General features: G+C 72.6%; 17 protein-coding genes and 2 pseudogenes. 9 read left to right on the forward strand and 10 right to left on the reverse strand.

Going from position 1 to position 17,754, the window contains the following annotated elements:
* Positions 1–80: 80 nt before the first annotated feature.
* From araD to ACZ6IM_RS30605, 4 genes are all read right to left on the reverse strand, one after another.
* Positions 81–1,820, reverse strand: coding sequence for an L-arabinonate dehydratase (gene araD, locus ACZ6IM_RS30590; protein WP_469560858.1), 1,740 nt, complete (start codon positions 1,818–1,820; stop codon positions 81–83).
* Positions 1,817–2,725, reverse strand: a complete 909-nt coding sequence (locus tag ACZ6IM_RS30595; RefSeq protein ID WP_052841866.1) for a dihydrodipicolinate synthase family protein — start codon at positions 2,723–2,725, stop codon at positions 1,817–1,819. Before ACZ6IM_RS30595 ends, araD begins: the two co-directional genes overlap by 4 nt.
* Complete coding sequence (locus ACZ6IM_RS30600) at positions 2,722–3,390, reverse strand: GntR family transcriptional regulator (RefSeq protein WP_052841867.1); 669 nt, start codon at positions 3,388–3,390, stop codon at positions 2,722–2,724. Before ACZ6IM_RS30600 ends, ACZ6IM_RS30595 begins: the two co-directional genes overlap by 4 nt.
* Positions 3,391–3,554: 164 nt before the next feature.
* Positions 3,555–4,157 carry a TIGR03086 family metal-binding protein gene (locus tag ACZ6IM_RS30605; protein ID WP_052841868.1) on the reverse strand — a complete coding sequence of 201 codons (603 nt, stop codon included), beginning with the start codon at positions 4,155–4,157 and terminating at the stop codon, positions 3,555–3,557.
* 141 nt (positions 4,158–4,298) lie between these two features.
* On the opposite strand from ACZ6IM_RS30605, the gene ACZ6IM_RS30610 reads away from it, so the two are divergent.
* Complete coding sequence (locus ACZ6IM_RS30610) at positions 4,299–5,546, forward strand: MFS transporter (protein WP_469560863.1); 1,248 nt, start codon at positions 4,299–4,301, stop codon at positions 5,544–5,546.
* Here the strand turns inward: ACZ6IM_RS30610 and ACZ6IM_RS30615 are convergent.
* From ACZ6IM_RS30615 to ACZ6IM_RS30625, 3 genes are all read right to left on the reverse strand, one after another.
* Positions 5,535–5,927: a VOC family protein gene (locus ACZ6IM_RS30615; RefSeq protein WP_052841917.1), complete on the reverse strand. Its 393-nt coding sequence runs from the start codon at positions 5,925–5,927 to the stop codon at positions 5,535–5,537. The genes ACZ6IM_RS30610 and ACZ6IM_RS30615 overlap by 12 nt on opposite strands.
* Before the next feature lie 79 nt (positions 5,928–6,006).
* Positions 6,007–7,179, reverse strand: a complete 1,173-nt coding sequence (locus tag ACZ6IM_RS30620; RefSeq protein WP_469560867.1) for a hypothetical protein — start codon at positions 7,177–7,179, stop codon at positions 6,007–6,009.
* Positions 7,176–8,126 carry a 5-dehydro-4-deoxyglucarate dehydratase gene (locus ACZ6IM_RS30625; protein ID WP_469560870.1) on the reverse strand — a complete coding sequence of 317 codons (951 nt, stop codon included), beginning with the start codon at positions 8,124–8,126 and terminating at the stop codon, positions 7,176–7,178. The genes ACZ6IM_RS30620 and ACZ6IM_RS30625 overlap by 4 nt, the downstream gene beginning before the upstream one ends.
* A gap of 218 nt (positions 8,127–8,344) precedes the next feature.
* On the opposite strand from ACZ6IM_RS30625, the gene ACZ6IM_RS30630 reads away from it, so the two are divergent.
* The 6 genes from ACZ6IM_RS30630 (at position 8,345) to ACZ6IM_RS30655 (ending at position 14,475) form a co-directional block, all read left to right on the forward strand.
* Positions 8,345–9,154, forward strand: coding sequence for an NAD-dependent epimerase/dehydratase family protein (locus ACZ6IM_RS30630; protein ID WP_052841872.1), 810 nt, complete (start codon positions 8,345–8,347; stop codon positions 9,152–9,154).
* A 272-nt stretch (positions 9,155–9,426) separates the two neighbouring features.
* Positions 9,427–10,197 (forward strand): DeoR/GlpR family DNA-binding transcription regulator, encoded by a 771-nt coding sequence (locus tag ACZ6IM_RS30635; RefSeq protein WP_052841918.1) that lies wholly within the window; start codon positions 9,427–9,429, stop codon positions 10,195–10,197.
* Between the two features lie 105 nt (positions 10,198–10,302).
* Positions 10,303–11,673 (forward strand): ABC transporter substrate-binding protein, encoded by a 1,371-nt coding sequence (locus tag ACZ6IM_RS30640; protein WP_052841873.1) that lies wholly within the window; start codon positions 10,303–10,305, stop codon positions 11,671–11,673.
* Positions 11,670–12,614 carry a carbohydrate ABC transporter permease gene (locus ACZ6IM_RS30645; RefSeq protein WP_052841874.1) on the forward strand — a complete coding sequence of 315 codons (945 nt, stop codon included), beginning with the start codon at positions 11,670–11,672 and terminating at the stop codon, positions 12,612–12,614. The genes ACZ6IM_RS30640 and ACZ6IM_RS30645 overlap by 4 nt, the downstream gene beginning before the upstream one ends.
* Positions 12,611–13,489 carry a carbohydrate ABC transporter permease gene (locus ACZ6IM_RS30650; protein ID WP_052841875.1) on the forward strand — a complete coding sequence of 293 codons (879 nt, stop codon included), beginning with the start codon at positions 12,611–12,613 and terminating at the stop codon, positions 13,487–13,489. The genes ACZ6IM_RS30645 and ACZ6IM_RS30650 overlap by 4 nt, the downstream gene beginning before the upstream one ends.
* On the forward strand, positions 13,486–14,475 hold the full coding sequence (locus ACZ6IM_RS30655; protein ID WP_003976918.1) for a zinc-dependent alcohol dehydrogenase family protein: 990 nt from the start codon (positions 13,486–13,488) through the stop codon (positions 14,473–14,475). Before ACZ6IM_RS30650 ends, ACZ6IM_RS30655 begins: the two co-directional genes overlap by 4 nt.
* A 20-nt stretch (positions 14,476–14,495) precedes the next feature.
* On the opposite strand, the pseudogene ACZ6IM_RS30660 reads toward ACZ6IM_RS30655, so the two are convergent.
* Positions 14,496–14,650, reverse strand: a pseudogene (locus ACZ6IM_RS30660) (cobyrinate a,c-diamide synthase); the annotation flags it as partial.
* Between ACZ6IM_RS30660 and ACZ6IM_RS30665 the strand changes: the two are divergent.
* Both ACZ6IM_RS30665 and ACZ6IM_RS30670 read left to right on the forward strand, forming a co-directional pair.
* On the forward strand, positions 14,646–14,879 hold the full coding sequence (locus ACZ6IM_RS30665) for a hypothetical protein (protein WP_469560876.1): 234 nt from the start codon (positions 14,646–14,648) through the stop codon (positions 14,877–14,879). The pseudogene ACZ6IM_RS30660 and the gene ACZ6IM_RS30665 overlap by 5 nt on opposite strands.
* An 87-nt stretch (positions 14,880–14,966) precedes the next feature.
* A complete protein-coding gene (locus ACZ6IM_RS30670) occupies positions 14,967–16,175 on the forward strand; it encodes a TerD family protein (RefSeq protein ID WP_469560933.1) in 1,209 nt (402 codons plus the stop codon).
* A 40-nt stretch (positions 16,176–16,215) separates the two neighbouring features.
* Here ACZ6IM_RS30670 and ACZ6IM_RS30675 read toward each other — a convergent pair whose 3' ends face one another.
* Together ACZ6IM_RS30675 and ACZ6IM_RS30680 are read right to left on the reverse strand one after the other, a co-directional pair.
* Positions 16,216–16,776, reverse strand: coding sequence for a TetR/AcrR family transcriptional regulator (locus ACZ6IM_RS30675; protein ID WP_469560879.1), 561 nt, complete (start codon positions 16,774–16,776; stop codon positions 16,216–16,218).
* 48 nt (positions 16,777–16,824) lie between these two features.
* Positions 16,825–17,280 (reverse strand): annotated as a pseudogene (locus ACZ6IM_RS30680) (TROVE domain-containing protein); the annotation flags it as partial.
* Positions 17,281–17,754: the final 474 nt, after the last annotated feature.

Raw genomic sequence — 17,754 nt, forward strand, 5'->3', positions numbered from 1 at the left:
GTCGTGCGGGGCGTTCGCGGAGCTGATAGGAAGCGCTTTCTCGATGGGTACGGGAGTGCCGGGTCCCGCCGTCGGCGGGTTCAGCCGGCGTAGGGGTCGCGCACCGTGCCCGGGCGGGCCAGGAACTCGAAGTCGCAGCCGGTGTCGGCCTGGGTGATCTGTTCGTTGTAGAGCGCGCCGTAGCCCCGTTCGTAGCGGGCGGGCGGTGGTGTCCAGGCGGCCCTGCGGCGCTCCAGCTCCTCGTCGTCCACGTTGAGCCGGAGGGAGCGCGCCTCGACGTCGAGGGTGATGGAGTCCCCGGTGCGCACCAGGGCGAGCGGGCCGCCGACGTACGACTCGGGGGCCACGTGCAGCACGCACGCGCCGTAACTCGTGCCGCTCATCCGCGCGTCGGAGATCCGGACCATGTCCCGCACGCCCTGCTTGAGCAGGTGGTCGGGGATGGGCAGCATCCCGTACTCCGGCATGCCCGGGCCGCCCTTGGGTCCGGCGTTGCGGAGCACCAGCACGCTGTCGGCGGTGATGCCCAGGTCCGGGTCGTTGATGGTGCGCTGCATGGTCCTGTAGTCGTCGAAGACGACGGCGGGGCCGGTGTGCTTGAGCAGGTGCGGCTCGGCGGCGATGTGCTTGATGACGGCGCCGTCCGGGCAGAGGTTGCCGCGCAGGACGGCGACCCCGCCCTCGGCCGCGACGGGGTTGTCGCGGGTCCTGATGACGTCGTCGTGGTGGACGAGGGCGCCCTCCAGCTGCTCGCGCAGGGTGTCGTGCGCGACCGTGGGGCGGTCCAGGTGGAGCAGGTCGGTGATGCGGGAGAGGAAGCCGGGCAGGCCGCCGGCGAAGTGGAAGTCCTCCATCAGGTACGTCTGTCCGCCGGGGCGGACGTTGGCCAGGACCGGAACGGTGCGGGCGATGCGGTCGAAGTCGTCGAGCGTGAGGGTGACGCCCGCGCGGCCCGCCATGGCGATCAGGTGGATCACGGCGTTGGTGGAGCCGCCGAGGCCGAGCACGGTGGTGACCGCGTCCTCGAACGCGTCGGCGGTGAGGATGTCGCTCAGCCTGCGGTCCCGGTGGACCAGTTCGACGATCCGCAGCCCGGCCGCGGCGGCCATCCGGTCGTGCCCGGAGTCGACGGCCGGGATGCTGGAGGCACCCGGGACGGTGACGCCGAGCGCCTCGGCCGCGGCGGTCAGCGTGGAGGCGGTGCCCATGGTCATGCAGTGGCCCGGCGAACGGGCCAGGCCGCTCTCCAGTTCCTGCATCTCGCAGTCGCCGATGAGGCCGGCCCGCTTGTCGTCCCAGTACTTCCACATGTCGGTGCCGGAGCCGAGGGTCTCGCCGCGCCAGTGCCCGGGGAGCATCGGCCCGGCGGGGACGAACACCGCGGGCAGGTCCACCGTGGCGGCGCCCATGAGCAGGGCGGGCGTGGACTTGTCGCAGCCGCCCATCAGCACGGCGCCGTCGACCGGGTAGGAGCGCAGCAGCTCCTCGGTCTCCATGGCGAGGAGGTTGCGGTAGAGCATCGGGGTCGGCTTCTGGAAGGTCTCGCTGAGCGTGGAGACCGGGAACTCCAGCGGGAACCCGCCCGCCTGCCACACTCCCCGCTTGACCGCCTGGGCGCGGTCGCGCAGGTGGACGTGGCAGGGGTTGATGTCGGACCAGGTGTTGAGGATCGCGATGACGGGCTTGCCCAGGTGCTCCTCGGGCAGGTAGCCGAGCTGGCGGGTGCGGGCGCGGTGGCTGAAGGAGCGCAGGCCGTCGGTGCCGTACCACTGGTGGCTGCGGAGCTGTTCCGGCGACTTCCGGCCGGTCGGGGCCGTCATATCGACCACCCCGCGGCGATGGCGGCCACCTCGGCCCGCTCGCCCTCGGGCAGCGGCTTGCTCGGCGGGCGCACCTCCCGGCGGCACAGGCCCAGCGAGGCGAGGGCCTCCTTGACGACGGTGACGTTGTTGGCGGAGCCGTTGGCGGCGCGCAGTTCCTCGAAGCGGCGGATCTGCTCCCAGACCTTCATGGCGGCCGGGTAGTCGCCGGACCGGAGCGCTTCGATCATGTTCAGCGAGACGGCCGGGGCGACGTTCACCAGGCCCGAGGTGAAGCCGGTGGCTCCCGCGCTGAAGTACGAGGGCGCGTACGGCTCGGCGAGCCCGGCGACCCAGACGAAGCGGTCGAGGCCCGCGTCGCGGGCGAACGCGGCGAACTTGGAGGCGTCCGGCACGGCGTACTTCACGCCGATGACGTTGGGGCAGGTGTCGGCGAGGTCGGCGAGGCGGGCGCCGGTGAGCTGGGCGTTGCGGATGTAGGGCACGACGCCCAGTTCGGGCACGGCCTCGGCGATGGCGCGGTGGTAGTCGACCCAGCCGCCCTGGGAGACGTAGGGGTGGACGGGCTGGTGCACCATCACCATGGAGGCGCCCAGGTCGCGGGCGTGCCGTGCGGAGGCGACCGCGGTCGGCACGTCGTGGCCGACGCCGACCAGGATGTCGGCGCGCTCGCCGGCCTCCTCGATCGTCAGCTCGGTGACCAGGCGCCGCTCGGCCGGGTCGAGGGCGTAGAACTCGCCGGTGTTGCCGTTGGGGGTGAGGGTCGTGATGCCACCGTCGAGGAGACGACGCAGCAGGGCCCGGTAGGCGGCGGGGTCGACGGTGCCGTCCTCGGCGAACGGGGTCACCGGGATCGCCACCACGTCGGCCAGGGCCGCCCGCTGGGTCTCGAACGTCGCTGTCATGCCTGACCGACCTCTTCCTGGGCCGCGGTCCCCGCTTCGGGGAAGGCCCGCTCGACGAACGACGCGATGTGCGCGTGCAGGGCGCGGGCCGCGCCGTCCGCGTCACCGGCGAGGGCGAGGGCGAGGATCTCCTGGTGCTCGCCGGCCTCCCGCTCCCAGGAGGGGTCGGCTGCCCAGGCGACCGCGGAGACGAGGGCCGCCTGGTCGCGGACCTCGTCGAGCATCCGGCCGAGCAGCGGGTTGCCGCAGGGCAGGTACAGGGCGCGGTGGAACTCGCGGTTGGCCAGCGACCGTTCGGCGGTGTCCGTGGCCCGGTCGGCCTGGGTGAGCGCGTCCCGGGCGGCGTCCAGGGAAGCACCGCGGCGCACGGCGCGCTTGAGCGCCTCGGGCTCGAGGAGCAGCCGGACGTCGTAGACCTCGCGCGCCATGTCCGCGTCCACCATGCGCACGGTGACGCCCTTGTACTGGCTCATCACGACCAGTCCGGTACCGGCCAGCGTCTTGAGCGCCTCGCGCACCGGTGTCTTGGACACCCCGAACTGTGCGGCGAGGTCGGTCTCGACCAAGGCCTGGCCGGGCGTCAACCGGCCGGTGAGGATGCGGCGTTTGATCTCCTCCAGCACGTACTGCGTGCGGGAGGGGATCGGCGTGGGCACAGAGGTCATGCGCGCCTCTCGGAATCTCGCGTCGGATGCGCGGACAGATCTCGGACATCAGATCTCGCGTATCGCGTCTCATATATGACGTACGGAGTACGACGCGTTGAAGGTAAGAGGGGCGCGGGGCCACGTCAATGCTTCTGACAAAGGAAGTTGGGTGGGGCCGGCGTTCACCGGTCGGTGCGGCTCCAGCCCGGGTCGCGTCCGCTCAGCCCCACGGTGCGCTCCAGCAGCGGCGCGTCGGCGGGCACGGCCACGACCGGCCCGAACATGCCCTGGTCCCGCTCGGACTCCTCCGCGGCGGCGGCGAGCAGCCCGTGCGCCGCCTGGAGCGCGGCCGCGTCGGGGGCGTACTCCTGGCCGGTCGCGCGGGCCAGGTCCCAGCCGTGGATCACCAGCTCGTCGGCGACGACGGCGCCGGCGACCGCGCCGGGCAGGTCGATGCCGCCGGCCCGGGTCATGCCGGTCCACGCTTCGGGGTCGCGCCACGCCTCGGCGAGTTCCCCGAGCGCGGCGGCGAGCCGCTCGCGCCAGCCGGGGCCGATGTCCGGCACGGACGCCTCGGGGCTGGTGTCGGTCGTGGCGCCCAGGTCCTTGCGCGCGGCGTCCCGGAAGGCGACGGCGAGACCGGTCAGGTGGCCGAGCAGGTTGCGCACCGCCAGGTCGGGGCAGGGCGTCGGGTCCGCGAGCCGGTCGTCGCGCACACCGTCGGCGAGGCGGGTGAGGATCCGGGTCTGCGGTCCCAGGTCGAGGGTGGTGGTCTCGGCGGTCATCGGCTGCTCCCGAGGGTGTGTGTGGCCGGCGCTGTCGGAGGGTGGACTCATCGCCTCCGCGAAACTCATCGGCCGCCGGGTCCGGTTCCAGGGCATGTGCCCGATGCCCGCGGCCGGGCCTTACGCCCACGCTGAACAGCTATGACGACGTCAGGAACGAGGAAATCCGCGGGACCGGACGGCCGCTGGCCCGTCGTCCGCGTCGTGCGCGACCGGAACGCGGGCCTGTGTCTCGCGGGGGTGGTGGTGTCCGGCTTCGGCACCTCGGCGCTGTGGCTGGCGGCGGGCGTGTGGGTGAAGGACCTCACCGGCTCGGACGGGCTGGCGGCGCTGTGCATGCTCGCGATGTGGGCGCCGACGCTCGTGGGCCCGGCGCTGGGCACCCTGGCGGACCGGGTCAGCCGCAGGCCGCTGCTGATCGCCGCGAGCCTGCTGATGGCCTGCCTGCTGCTCACGCTCTTCGCCGTGGACTCACCGGACACGCTGTGGCTGCTCTTCGCGGTGCTCTTCGTGTACGGCGCGGCGGGCGTCGTCCACGACGCGGCCGAGTCGGCGCTCGTCGCCGCCGCCGTCGACCCGGGGCTCCTCGGCGACTTCAACGGGCTGCGGACGACCGCCAACGAGGGCATGAAACTGGTGGCGCCACTGGCCGGGGCGGGGCTGTACGCGGTGTACGGCGGACCGGGCGTGGCGCTGCTGGACGCGGTGACGTTCGTGCTGGCCACCGGCGTGTACGCCGCCCTGCGGGTACGGGAGGCGCCGCCGGAGCGCCCCACTACGCGCTGGCGCCGGCGTACGGCGGAGGGCGCCCGGTACCTGTGGGGGCACCCCGGCCTGCGCCCGCTCGTCCTCGCGGGCGGCGTCACCATGCTGTGCGCGGGCGTCAACGGCGCCACGGCCTACGCCGTCGTCGACGCCCTCGGGCACTCCCCCGCGTACGCCGGTGCGCTCTACGCCGTCCAGGGGGCCGGGTCGGTGGTGGTGGGGCTGCTCGCCGGGCCGGCCGTGCGGCGCCTGGGCGGGCGGCGCTTCGCCGCCGCGGGGATCGCCCTGTTTGCGGTGGCGGTGGCGGTGCGGGCGGCACCGTACGACGCCGTGGCCCTGGCCGGCGGCGCGGCGATCGGCGCGGGGCTGCCCGCGGTGCTGATCGCCGCGCTGACCGCCGTCCAGCACGAGACGCCGGGGCCGCTGCTCGGCCGGGTCACGGCGACGGCCAACTCCCTGGTCTTCGCGCCCAACGTGCTCGGACTCGCCGTGGGCGCGGCACTGGTGGAGCTGACCGGCCTGCGCCTGCTGCTGCCGGTCGTGGGGGCGGTGCTGCTGGCCACGGCGCTGGCACTGGCGCCCGCGCGGAGGCCGACCGGCCGGCGCACGCCGTCAGCCTCGTAGGGCCAGCCACTCCTGGAGTTCCAGGAGGTTTCCCGCCGGGTCCTCGAGGTGGGCGACCCGCATGCGGTCCGTCATGGGGGCCGGGCCGTGCAGGAGTCCGGCCCCCCGCGCGGTGATCTCCTCGCAGTAGCGGTCCAGGTCGTCCACGCGCAGGACGACGAGGGACCGGTGGCCGGCCGGCTCGGCGGTGAGTCCGCCCAGCACCTGGGCCAGCTGCGCGCGGTCCTGCAGGGCGATGCCCGCGGTGCCGCCGTCGGGACTGAACTTGGCGTACGGGCCGTCCTCCGCCTCGAACTGCGGCTTCAGCCCCAGTACGTCCCGGTAGTAGCGGTAGCAGCCGGGGAAGTCCGTGACCAGGAGGCGGACCTGGGCGAGTTCCATGGGCATCCTTCTGGAGAGCGCGACGAGGGCTTCCGGGGGCCGGTCGGAGACGACCGGCCCGGCCGCCCCCGTCCGCACCCTACGCGAGGGTCGCGAGCCCCGCCCGCACCCCTTCCAGATCCCCGTCCGAGGCCAACCCCGCGTGGTACAGCCGCAGTTCCGTCGCCCCCAGGTCGCGGGCGCGGGCGGCGTCGGCGGCGAGGGTGCGGGGGCTGCCGCCCATGCCCGAGACCACCGTGAGGTTGGCGGCGAGGACGGCCCCCTCCCCGGCCCGTTCGGCGAACGGCGTCAGCAGGCCCGCGCCGCCCGTGCAGGGCACGACCACGCCGTCCGCGACGGACAGGATGTGCGCGGGGTCGACGCCGGCGTTGGCACCGCAGTGGTAGGACACCGGGTCGGCGTGCAGCAGGACCTGGAAGCCGTCGGGCGCCGCGGCGCGGACCGCGGAGACCGCCGCCTCCTGGAGCGTGCGGGCCCGGTCGTCCCGCCACGCGCGCGTGGCGTTCGCGGGCGCCGCTCCCAGGAGCTTCTCGACGCCCGCCCAGCCCCCGTCCGAGGGCGCCGCGCCCCGCCACACCGGCTCCAGCGCGGTGCGTACGGCGGCGACGAGTTCCTCGGCGTCGAGGCCCTGGGCGCCGTAACCCGCCCGGCAGTCGGGGCAGAAGCACAGCGACATCAGGTACTGCCCGGCGTCCCCGAGCCCCACCCCGCCGGTCTTGTCGTGGGCGTGCAGGTGGGCGAGGCCGTACCAGCCCAGCGACTCCAGTTCGGTGCCGTGCGCCCCGGGCCGCACCGCCGCCTCGGCGGCCAGGCCGGTGAGGTACGCGCGTGTGGCGGGCCGCGCGATGCAGGGCGCCCAGGGGTAGCGGTCGCCGTAGGCGTTGACGACGGAGGTGTGCGGATGCTCCGCACCGAGGCGGGAGTTGTGGGCGAGGACGACCCAGGTGTGCACCTTCAGGCCCGCGTCCGTGAGGGCGGCGGCGGCCTCGCCGTAGGCGTCGCCGGGCGCCCAGTCGCCGGACCCGTACGGGCGGAGTGCGCGGTTCTGCCAGCGGTCGGCGTCCGGCGGGTAGAGGACGGCGGCGTGCTCGGCGGTGACGACGCGGTGGCGCGGGTGGCGCGGGGTGAGGGCGCGGGTGGAGTGGTAGGCGGCGGCGAGCGTCACCTGGGCCACGCCGAGGTCCCCGATGCGCGCGGGGGCCTCCGGGTCGCCGTTCACGTCCCAGGGGTAGAGGAACGCCGACGCCCTCACCGGCCGGCCCCTTCCCCGAGCAGCGCGTGGCCCCGCTCGATGATCCGCGCGAGCTGTTTCACGTGCTCCTCGGCCGGCTCCTCCAACGGCGTCCGCACCTCCCCCACGTCCAGGCCACGCAGCCTTACGCCCGCCTTGACCAGGGCGACGGCGTAACCGCGGCCCTTGGCGCGCAGTTCGACGAACGGCCGGTAGAAGCCGTCCAGCAGGCGGTGCACGGTGGCGTCGTCGCCCTCGCGCAGCGCCCGGTGGAAGGCGAGGGCGATCTCGGGGGCGAAGCAGAACACGGCGGACGAGTAGAGGGTGACACCGAGCGCACCGTAGGCGAGCTGGGTCTGCTCGGCGGTCGGCAGTCCGTTGAAGTACAGGAACTCCTCGCCGGGCAGCTCCGTGCGCACCGCGCTGACCGTCCGCTGCATGAGGTCGAGGTCGCCGAGCCCGTCCTTGAGGCCCACGATGCCGTCCGTGCGGGCCAGTTCGACGACGCTGTCCGGGGTGAACACGGCGTTGTCGCGCTGGTAGACGATCACGGGCAGCGCGGTCGCCGCGGCCACCTCCCGGTAGTGCCGCACCAGTCCCTCCTGCCCGGCGAGCACCAGGTAGGGCGGCATGGCGAGCAGCCCGTCCGCCCCGGCCTCCTCGGCGAGGCGGGCGTAGCGCACGGCGAGGGCGGTGCCGTAGCCCGCGCCCGCGAGGACGGGCACCCGGCCCGCGCTCTCCTCGACGGCCGCGCGGACGCAGGCCGCGAACTCCTCGGGCGTCAGGGCGTGGAACTCGCCGGTGCCGCAGCAGGCGAACACGGCGGCGGCACCCGCCTCGACCCCGCGGCGTACATGGGTGCGGTAGACGTCGAGGTCGAGCCCGCCGTCGGGTCCGTACGCCGTGACGGGGAAGAACAGCGGGCCGCTGGGCGCGGTGAGCCGAGTGGCGAGAGGGGCTGAGGTCACGGGCGCTCCCCATTCCATATCTATGACCTGTGTCTACATTTCTGAACGCGACCACGCTAAGCCGCCCCGCGAACACCGTCAAGCAGGCGCCCTCTTGACGCGTGACCACCCGCTCCTTAGCGTGTCCACACATCTGAACGTCAGGCACACACCAGCACGCGTGCGCACGCCTGCCCCGCTGCGCCGCCCCTGCACAGACCGACCTAGGAGTCCCGAGGATGCCCGCTCCCCGCACCGTCCTGCTCACCGGCGCCGCCGGCGGCCTCGGCACCCTGATGCGGGAACTGCTGCCCGGACACGGCTACGAGCTGCGCCTGCTCGACCTGCGCCCGGTCGAGGGCGAGCCGGACGCGATCGTCGCCGACCTCGCCGACCGGGACGCCCTGCGCGAGGCGGTCCGGGGCGTCGACGCGATCATCCACCTCGCGGGCATCTCCCTGGAAGCCTCTTTCGAGAAGATCCTCAAGGCCAACATCGAGGGCACGTACAACCTGTACGAGGCCGCCCGCGAGGAGGGCGTCGGCCGCGTCGTCTTCGCCTCCTCCAACCACGCCGTCGGCTACACCCCGCGCCCGCGGGGCGACGACCCCCTCGTCCCCGTCGACACGCCCCGCCGCCCGGACACCTTCTACGGCCTGTCCAAGTGCTTCGGCGAGGACCTCGCCCAGCTCTACTGGGACAAGCACGGCATCGAGACCGTCTCCGTCCGCATCGGCTCCTGCTTCCCCGAGCCGACCAGCGTGCGCATGCTCTCGGTGTGGATGAGTCCGGCGGACGGCGCCCGCCTCTTCCACGCGGCCCTCACCGCCGAGAACGTCGGGCACACCGTCGTCCACGGCTCCTCCGCCAACACCCGGCTGTGGTGGGACCTCACCTCCGCGCGGGCGCTCGGTTACGAACCGCGGGACGACTCCGAGCCGTACGCCGACAAGCTCGTCGCCGAACAGGGCGAACTGGACCCGGACAACCCGGCGCACGCCCGCCTGGGCGGCCACTTCGTGACCGACCCCCCGATCTGGCCGTACTGACCGGAAGACGACCCCACGAGAAGCGGACGGGCACCGAACGGGCCCGTCCGCTTCCGCATGCGGGCATCCGCACTGCCCGTTCCCACCCCGCTCCGCGCTCCGCCCCAGGTCCGAGACGGGCACCCGGCACCGCAAACGGGCGCACACGGGCAGTATCGGGTCCACAACAGGCCTGGTCAGTGCCGCGCCGCCGCTGTAGAACTTCCCCCAAGGACCACACGGGCCCGAACGGGCAACCACACGGCGACGAGGCGGTGAGGCGGGTGTTCGGCATGAACACGAGGACGACGGAAGAGCGTCGGCACGAGATCGTGCGGGTCGCCCGCGCCACCGGCTCGGTCGACGTCACCGCCCTCGCCGCCGAACTGGGCGTCGCCAAGGAGACCGTACGACGGGACCTGCGCGCCCTGGAGGACCACGGGCTGGTCCGCCGCACCCACGGCGGCGCCTACCCGGTGGAGAGCGCCGGGTTCGAGACCACGCTCGCCTTCCGCGCCACCAGCCACGTGCCCGAGAAGCGCCGGATCGCGTCCGCCGCCGTCGAACTGCTCGGCGACGCGGAGACCGTCTTCGTCGACGAGGGCTTCACCCCCCAGCTCATCGCCGAGGCGCTGCCCCGGGACCGGCCGCTGACCGTGGTCACCGCGTCCCTGCCGGTCGCCGGCGCGCTCGCGGAAGCCGGTGACACCTCCGTCCTGCTGCTCGGCGGCCGGGTCCGTTCGGGCACCCTGGCCACCGTCGACCACTGGACGACGAAGATGCTGGCCGGCTTCGTCGTCGACCTGGCCTACATCGGCGCCAACGGCATCTCCCGCGAGCACGGCCTCACCACCCCCGACCCCGCGGTCAGCGAGGTCAAGGCGCAGGCCATCCGGGCCGCCCGCCGCACGGTGTTCGTCGGCGCGCACACCAAGTTCGGGGCGGTGAGCTTCTGCCGCTTCGCGGACGTCGGCGCCCTGGAGGCCATCGTCACCAGCACCCTGCTGCCCACGGCCGAGGCCCACCGCTACTCACTGCTCGGCCCCCAGGTCATCCGCGTCTGAGCACCGCCCCGGCCCCACCGGCCCCCGCACGGCACACCCACCCCTTCCACCGCCCTATATCTCCTTACATCTGCCCATACCTCCCCATACGTTCAGGAGCGATCCATGCGAACCCAGAGCCGACGGAGGCCGCGAGCCACGCTCGCCATGGCCGCCGCAGGGACGCTGCTCGCCCCGCTGCTCACCGGCTGCTGGGTCGGGGCGGGCGGCGCCGGATCCGGCGGCAACGCCATCAACGTCCTGATGGTCAACAACCCGCAGATGGTCGAGTTGCAGAAGCTCACCGCCGACCACTTCACCAAGGAGACCGGCATCAAGGTGAACTTCACCGTCCTGCCGGAGAACGACGTCCGCGACAAGATCAGCCAGGACTTCGCCAACCAGGCCGGCCAGTACGACGCCGCCACCCTCTCCAACTACGAGATACCGATCTACGCCCGCAACGACTGGCTGCACGAGATGGACTCCTACGTCGCGAAGGACCCGGCCTACGACGAGCAGGACGTCCTCGGCCCGATGCGCGAGTCCCTCACCGCCGAGGACGGCAAGCTCTACGGCCAGCCCTTCTACGGCGAGTCGTCCTTCCTGATGTACCGCAAGGACCTGTTCGCCAAGGCGGGCCTGGAGATGCCCGAGCACCCCACCTGGACCCAGGTGGCCTCCTTCGCCGAGAAGCTGGACGGGTCCGAGCCGGGCATGAAGGGCATCTGCCTGCGCGGACTGCCCGGCTGGGGCGAGCTGATGGCACCGCTGACGACCGTCGTGAACACCTTCGGCGGCACCTGGTTCGACCAGGACTGGCAGGCCCGGCTCGACTCCCCCGAGTGGCAGAAGGCGACGAAGTTCTATGTCGACCTGGTCCGCGAACACGGCGAGTCCGGCGCCGCCCAGTCCGGCTTCGCCGAGTGCCTGAACAACATGACGCAGGGCAAGGTCGCCATGTGGTACGACGCCACCTCCGCGGCCGGCTCCCTGGACGCCGCCAAGTCCCCCGTCAAGGGCAAGGTCGGCTACGCGCCCGCCCCGGTGGAGAAGACGGACTCCTCCGGCTGGCTCTACACCTGGGCCTGGGGCATCCAGAAGGCCTCCCGCAACGCCGACAAGGCCTGGAAGTTCGTCTCCTGGGCGTCCAGCAAGGAGTACGAGCAGCTGGTCGGCGACGAGACCGGCTGGTCCAACGTCCCGGCCGGCAAGCGCGCCTCGACGTACGAGAACCCGGCCTACGTCAAGGAGGCCGCCGCCTTCCAGGAGATGACCAGGAAGGCCATCGAGGGCGCCAAGCCCAAGGACCCCGGCGTGCAGCCGCGGCCCGCGCCCGGCATCCAGTTCGTCGGCATCCCCGAGTTCACCGATCTCGGTACCAAGGTCTCCCAGGAGATCAGCGCGGCCATCGCCGGACGCCAGTCCGTCGAGGAGGCCCTGAAGAAGTCCCAGCAGCTCGCCGAGAAGATCTCCGAGGAGTACGAGGGACGATGACCGCCACCACCACGGCCCCCTCGGCCGCACCCGAGCACGCCCGCCCCACCGTCCGCCCGCCGTCCAACCGGCTGCGCGCCTGGGCCACCCGTGCCCCCCTCCTCCCCGCCCTGGTCTTCATGGTCGTGGTCACCCAGCTGCCCTTCGTGGCGACCCTGGTGATCTCCTTCTTCGACTGGAACGCCCTCTACCCGGACGCCCGCCACTTCACCGGCTTCGCCAACTACGGCGACGTCCTCGGCGACCCGGCCCTGCGCAAGTCGGTGTGGACGACGATCCTGCTCACCGTGGCGGTCGTGCTGGTCAGCCTGGTCCTCGGCCTGGCCCTCGCCCTGCTCCTCGACCGCAGGTTCAAGGGCCGCGGCGTGGTCCGCACCCTCCTGATCGCCCCGTTCCTGGTGGTCCCGGTGGCAGCGGCGCTGCTCTGGAAACACGTCCTCTACAACCCCGAATACGGCCTGCTCAACGGCCTGTTGCACTACGTCGGCGGACCGCAGCCCGACTGGATCTCCAACACCCCGCTGCTGGCGGTCGAGGCCTCACTGGTGTGGCAGTGGACGCCGTTCATGATGCTCATCCTGCTGGCCGGGCTGCAGAGCCGGGACCAGCAGCAGATCGAGGCCGCCCGGGTGGACGGCGCGGGCGACTGGCAGATCTTCGTCCACCTCACCCTGCCCCACCTGCGCCGCTACCTCGAACTCGGCGCCCTGCTCGGCTCGATCTACATCGTCCAGAACTTCGACGCGGTCTTCACGATCACGTCCGGCGGCCTGGGCACGGCCAACCTGCCCTACACCGTCTACCAGAGCTTCTACCAGGCCCACGAGAACGGCCTCGCTTCGGCCGCGGGCGTCCTGGTCGTCATCGGCTCGATCATCATCGCCACCTTCGCACTGCGCGTGGTGTCGTCCCTGTTCCGCGAGGAGGTCGGCCGCGCATGACCGCCACCGCCGTACGCCCCGTCGTCACCGACGCCAAGCCGCCCGTACGCACCAGCCGCCGGACCGGCGCCGGCCTCGGCCTGGTGGCCTGGCTGGTCGGCATCGTCTTCTTCCTGCCCATCGCCTGGATGGCGCTGACCTCCTTCCACTCCGAGTCGGACGCCGCCACCAACCCGCCGTCCTTCGCCGCGTCGCTGACGCTGGACGGCTACCGCGAGTTCTTCGGCGCGGGCGGCGGCGCCAGCCCCTGGCCCGCGCTGGTCAACTCGGCGGTGGCGTCGATCGCCTCGACCCTCTTCGTCCTGGTCCTGGCGCTGCCCGCCGCCTACGCCCTGTCCATCCGCCCGGTGAAGAAGTGGACGGACGTCCTGTTCTTCTTCCTGTCCACCAAGATGCTGCCGGTGGTGGCCGGCCTGCTGCCGATCTACCTGTTCGCCAAGAACACCGACATGCTGGACAACATCTGGCTGCTGGTCATCCTCTACACCTCCATGAACCTGCCGATCGCGGTCTGGATGATGCAGTCCTTCCTGGCCGAGGTCCCGGTCGCGATCATCGAGGCGGCCCGGGTGGACGGCGCGAAGCTGCCCACGATCCTGGTCCGGGTGGTGGCCCCCATCGCCCTCCCGGGCATCGCCGCGACCTCACTGATCTGCTTCATCTTCAGCTGGAACGAACTGCTCTTCGCCCGGGTGCTGACGGGCGTGGTCGCCGAGACCGCCCCCGTCTTCCTGACCGGCTTCATCACCAGCCAGGGCCTCTTCCTGGCCAAGGTGTGCGCCGCGTCGCTCGTCATCTCCCTGCCGGTGCTCGCCGCGGGGTTCGCCGCCCAGGACAAACTGGTCCAGGGCCTGTCGTTGGGAGCCGTGAAATGAAGGCCGCCGTCATCGAGTCCGTGGGCCGCGCCGTCGTCACCGAGGTCCCGGACCCGACGCCAGGGCCGCGCGAGGTCGTCGTCGAGGTCGCCGCCTGCGGCCTGTGCGGCACCGACCTGCACATCCTCCAGGGCGAGTTCGCGCCCAAGCTCCCCATCGTGCCGGGCCACGAGTTCGCCGGCGCGGTGGTCGGCGTCGGCGCCCAGGTCACCGAGGTGGCGGTCGGCGACCAGGTGGCCGTGGACCCCTCCCTCTACTGCTACGAGTGCCGCTACTGCCGCACCGGCCACAACAACCTCTGCGAGCGCTGGGCGGCCATCGGCGTGACGACGGCGGGCGGCGCGGCACAGTACGCGGTCGCCCCGGTCGCGAACTGCGTGAAGCTCCCCGAGCACGTCCGCACCCAGGACGCGGCCCTGATCGAGCCGCTCTCCTGTGCCGTCCGCGGCTACGACGTCCTCCAGTCCCGCCTCGGCGCCCACGTCCTGATCTACGGCTCCGGCACGATGGGCCTGATGATGCTGGAGCTGGCCAAGCGCACCGGCGCGGCCAGCGTCGACATGGTCGACCTCAACCCGGCCCGCCTGGAAACGGCCCGCGGCCTCGGCGTCTCGGCCTCTGCCGCGACCCCCGACGAGCTGGACCGCCCCCAGGGCTGGGACCTGGTGATCGACGCCACCGGCAACGCGGCGGCGATCCAGGACGGCCTGGACCGGGTCGCCAAGGCCGGCACCTTCCTCCAGTTCGGCGTCGCCGACTACGCGACGCGCGTACAGATCGACCCGTACCGCATCTACAACCAGGAGATCACCATCACCGGCTCCATGGCGGTCCTCCACAGCTACGAGCGCGCGGCGGAGCTGTTCGCGAACGGCGTCCTCGACCCGGACGTCTTCATCAGCGACCGCATCGAACTGGCCCGCTACCCCCAGGCACTGGAGCAGTTCGCGGCGGGCGTGGGCCGCAAGATCGTGGTCGTGCCGTAGCACTTCCCGCCGACGTCCGGCCTCTCCAGCCCGTCCGGCGCTTGAGGACGAGGCCCGTTCAGGGCCGAAGCGGGGGCCTTGGGGCGGCAGCCCCCGGGGACGGGGCGGGAAGGGGCGGCGGGGGCGAAAACCCTGAGGCCGCCGCCCCCACCGCCCCGTACGATCCCCGCATGCCCGAACCCCACGGCTTCGCCTACACGGCCACATCAACCGGCACCGTCCACATCACCCACCACAACCGCCCCGCGACCACCCTCAACGGCTCCCGCGCGGCCCGCTTCCTGGAAGAGGTCGCGGCGGGCGACCCCCAGCTGGTCATGGCCCGCTGGACGGGCAACTACAAGCACGGCAACGAACGCACGGCCCGCGACCACCCCCGCAACCACCCCCGCGACCGCCGCTGACCCGGCGTGCCCCCGGCCGCGAACCCGATTGGCCGCCGGGTAAGGGAACGGTAAAACGCCCTCGCTCGTTCACCCGGCATGACAGCTATGACCCCCGGCTCGAACATCCCCCTCTCCGCCGCCCGCGTGACGGTGGACGTCGCCGCGCCCGTGCGGCTCGACGTATCGGGCCTGCTGCTCACCGCCGACGGCAAGGTGCGCTCCGACGACGACTTCATCTTCTACAACCAGCCCACCGGCCAGGGCGTGACCTACCGCTCCGGCGGCGGCACGGCCCCGGACGCGATCGTGGTGGACACCTCCGCCGTCCCGCCGGGCATCGAGAAGATCGTCGTCACCGCCAGCCCGGACGCCGCCGGCCAGACCTTCCAGGGCATCGAGCCGACCGCCACCATCCGCAACGCGGACGACAACTCCGTGCTCGCCACCTTCACCCCCCCGCAGCTCGGCACCGAGACCGCCCTGGTGATCGTCGAGGTCTACCTGCGCAACGGCGCCTGGAAGGCCCGCGCGGTGGGCCAGGGCTACGCCAACGGGCTGGCCGGCATCGCCACCGACTTCGGCGTCACGGTGGAGGAACCGGCGGCCCCGGCCCAGCCGGCGACCCCGCCGCGGCCCCAGGCGGTCACGCCCCCGGCCCCGCCCGCCGCGGCCCCCACCATGCCCGCCGCACCTCCGGCCCCGCCCGCCGCGCCGTCGGCCCCCGCCCCGGGCACCGGCAAGATCAACCTCGACAAGGGCCGGGTCAGCCTCCAGAAGAACCAGACCGTCTCCCTCGTCAAGGGCGGCCGGCCGGTGCTCTCCCAGGTCAAGATGGGGCTCGGCTGGGAGCCCGCCTACCGCGGCAAGGACATCGACCTGGACGCGTCCGTCATCGCCTACGGCCCGCAGCGCAACCACATCGACAGCTGCTACTTCGGCAAGCTCTCGATCGTGAACGGCGCGATCAAGCACTCCGGCGACAACCTGACCGGAGAGGGCGGCGGCGACGACGAGGTGATCGTCGTGGACCTCGGCCGGCTCCCGCAGGAGGTCAGCGGCCTGGTCTTCACGGTGAACTCGTTCTCCGGCCAGAAGTTCACCGAGGTCGCCAAGGCGTACTGCCGCCTCATCGACGCCGCGAGCGGCGAGGAGCTGGTCCGCTTCGACCTCACCAGCGCCGAGCCGCAGACCGGCGTGATGATGGCGAAGCTGATCCGCCAGTACTCCGGCGAGTGGGACATGACCGCCATGGGCGAATTCGTCAAGTCCCGCACGGTCCGCGGCATGGTGAAGCCGGCCGCGAAGGCGCTGTAGGCGCCCGGCTCCACCTGGGGGCGCCCGGCGGCGGGCGCCCCTAGTCCCGGCCCAGCCCTTCCACGAGCAGCGACAGGTACCGGCGTACGGCCGTCCCGTCCACCTCGTCGGCCGCCTCGGCCGCCGTCACCACCCCGTGCAGCAGCCGCAGCACCTCGACCGGCTCGACGTCCGGCCGCAGCGCACCGGCCCCCTGCGCGGCCCGCACCAGCCGGGTCGCCGCCCCGCGCACACAGTCGCCGCACGCGGGGCCGCCGCCGGTGACGGCCGTACCGAGCAGCGCCTTGAGCCCGCGCACCTGGAGCATCCCGACGGCCAGCTCGTCGAGCCACGCCAGCAGCGCCGCGCCCGGCGGCCGGGCGGCCGCGATCACGTCGGCGCGGGCCGCGATCGCCTCCAGGCGCTCCAGGTAGGCGGCCTCCAGCAGCGCCCGCCGCGTCGGGAAGTGCCGGTAGAGGGTGCCGACGCCCACCCCGGCGCGCCGGGCGATGTCGTCCAGGGAGGCACCCTCACCGTGCTCGGCGAACGCCTCGGCCGCCACCGTCAGCAACCGCTCACGATTACGCCGTGCATCCGCCCGCATGGGCCTGACCTGCGCCACAGCCCCTCCCTGCACAGCGGTGACCTTCCGGGCACCCTACCGCGCGGGCCCGCACCGGGCGTCCCAGGGCCAGTCGGCGTCCCGCCCCGCCGTGAGCCGCTCGGCACCGTCGGGCGCCGTGACCACCGCTCGCCGGTGGGCGACGGGCAGCGCCATCAGCTCGCGGTGCGCGGTCAGGACGCGGTCCGAGGCGGGCGGCACCGCGGTGTCCGGGTTGTGCCGGCGGTCGAGGGCGTACTGGAACAGCTCGCCCTGCCACGGCTTGTCCGGGTCGGGCGCGGCGTGCACCAGGTTGAGGATGTCGCCGAAGCGGTACCCCTTGGACGCGGTGTCGTACTTCAGCAGCGACTTGCCGTGGTAGAGCCGCCGTACGGCGTCGGCGATCCCCCGCTTGACCGGCTTGGGTACGGCGCGGCCGTACGTCGCCGTCCAGTAGGCCAGGAGTTCGCCGGGCTCGTCGGGGCGCCGCAGGACGGAGGCGACGACCTGCCGGTTCGACGGGCCGACCTCCCGCGTCTGCTAGGCGGTACGTTCACCGAGCCAGACCTCCTGATAGCGACGGCTCTGCTTCTGCCGGACGGGCCTCACCTTCGGGTTGTTCAGGTGCTGATAATTGGGAGTCAGCGCATGGCAGTTCGGGCACAGCAGTCGGACGTCTTCTGGACGGTTTCTCGAACGGTCGCCCGAGATGTGGTCGACGTGCAGCGGCACTCTTCCAGACACCGGATTCACCTCCGCCCATCCGCAGGTCTCGCATCGCTGCCCTCTGAGCAGAACCAGAGCTTGCTTCACCCGCCAATCCGGACGGCCGTCTTCCCTGGTACCGGTGACCTCGCCGGATCGCCAGGCACCAAGCCACCGCGCGAACGTACCTGTTCGCTCGTAGCGGTCCTCGTTGAAACACTCCCACGAGCAGTACGGACCGCTGGACCGACGGCGTCGTTCCGTCGCCCCGCAGCGGAGGCACGGCACGGGCTC

It is taken from the genome of Streptomyces sp. NPDC042336 (assembly GCF_055581985.1).

Bases quoted from the DNA above. Each gene is read 5' to 3' on its own strand.
- araD (WP_469560858.1), bottom strand. From the start codon at position 1,820: ATGACGGCCCCGACCGGCCGGAAGTCGCCGGAACAGCTCCGCAGCCAC.
- ACZ6IM_RS30595 (WP_052841866.1), bottom strand. From the start codon at position 2,725: ATGACAGCGACGTTCGAGACCCAGCGGGCGGCCCTGGCCGACGTGGTG.
- ACZ6IM_RS30600 (WP_052841867.1), bottom strand. From the start codon at position 3,390: ATGACCTCTGTGCCCACGCCGATCCCCTCCCGCACGCAGTACGTGCTG.
- ACZ6IM_RS30605 (WP_052841868.1), bottom strand. From the start codon at position 4,157: ATGACCGCCGAGACCACCACCCTCGACCTGGGACCGCAGACCCGGATC.
- ACZ6IM_RS30610 (WP_469560863.1), top strand. From the start codon at position 4,299: ATGACGACGTCAGGAACGAGGAAATCCGCGGGACCGGACGGCCGCTGG.
- ACZ6IM_RS30615 (WP_052841917.1), bottom strand. From the start codon at position 5,927: ATGGAACTCGCCCAGGTCCGCCTCCTGGTCACGGACTTCCCCGGCTGC.
- ACZ6IM_RS30630 (WP_052841872.1), top strand. From the start codon at position 8,345: ATGCCCGCTCCCCGCACCGTCCTGCTCACCGGCGCCGCCGGCGGCCTC.
- ACZ6IM_RS30635 (WP_052841918.1), top strand. From the start codon at position 9,427: ATGAACACGAGGACGACGGAAGAGCGTCGGCACGAGATCGTGCGGGTC.
- ACZ6IM_RS30640 (WP_052841873.1), top strand. From the start codon at position 10,303: ATGCGAACCCAGAGCCGACGGAGGCCGCGAGCCACGCTCGCCATGGCC.
- ACZ6IM_RS30645 (WP_052841874.1), top strand. From the start codon at position 11,670: ATGACCGCCACCACCACGGCCCCCTCGGCCGCACCCGAGCACGCCCGC.
- ACZ6IM_RS30650 (WP_052841875.1), top strand. From the start codon at position 12,611: ATGACCGCCACCGCCGTACGCCCCGTCGTCACCGACGCCAAGCCGCCC.
- ACZ6IM_RS30655 (WP_003976918.1), top strand. From the start codon at position 13,486: ATGAAGGCCGCCGTCATCGAGTCCGTGGGCCGCGCCGTCGTCACCGAG.
- ACZ6IM_RS30665 (WP_469560876.1), top strand. From the start codon at position 14,646: ATGCCCGAACCCCACGGCTTCGCCTACACGGCCACATCAACCGGCACC.
- ACZ6IM_RS30670 (WP_469560933.1), top strand. From the start codon at position 14,967: ATGACCCCCGGCTCGAACATCCCCCTCTCCGCCGCCCGCGTGACGGTG.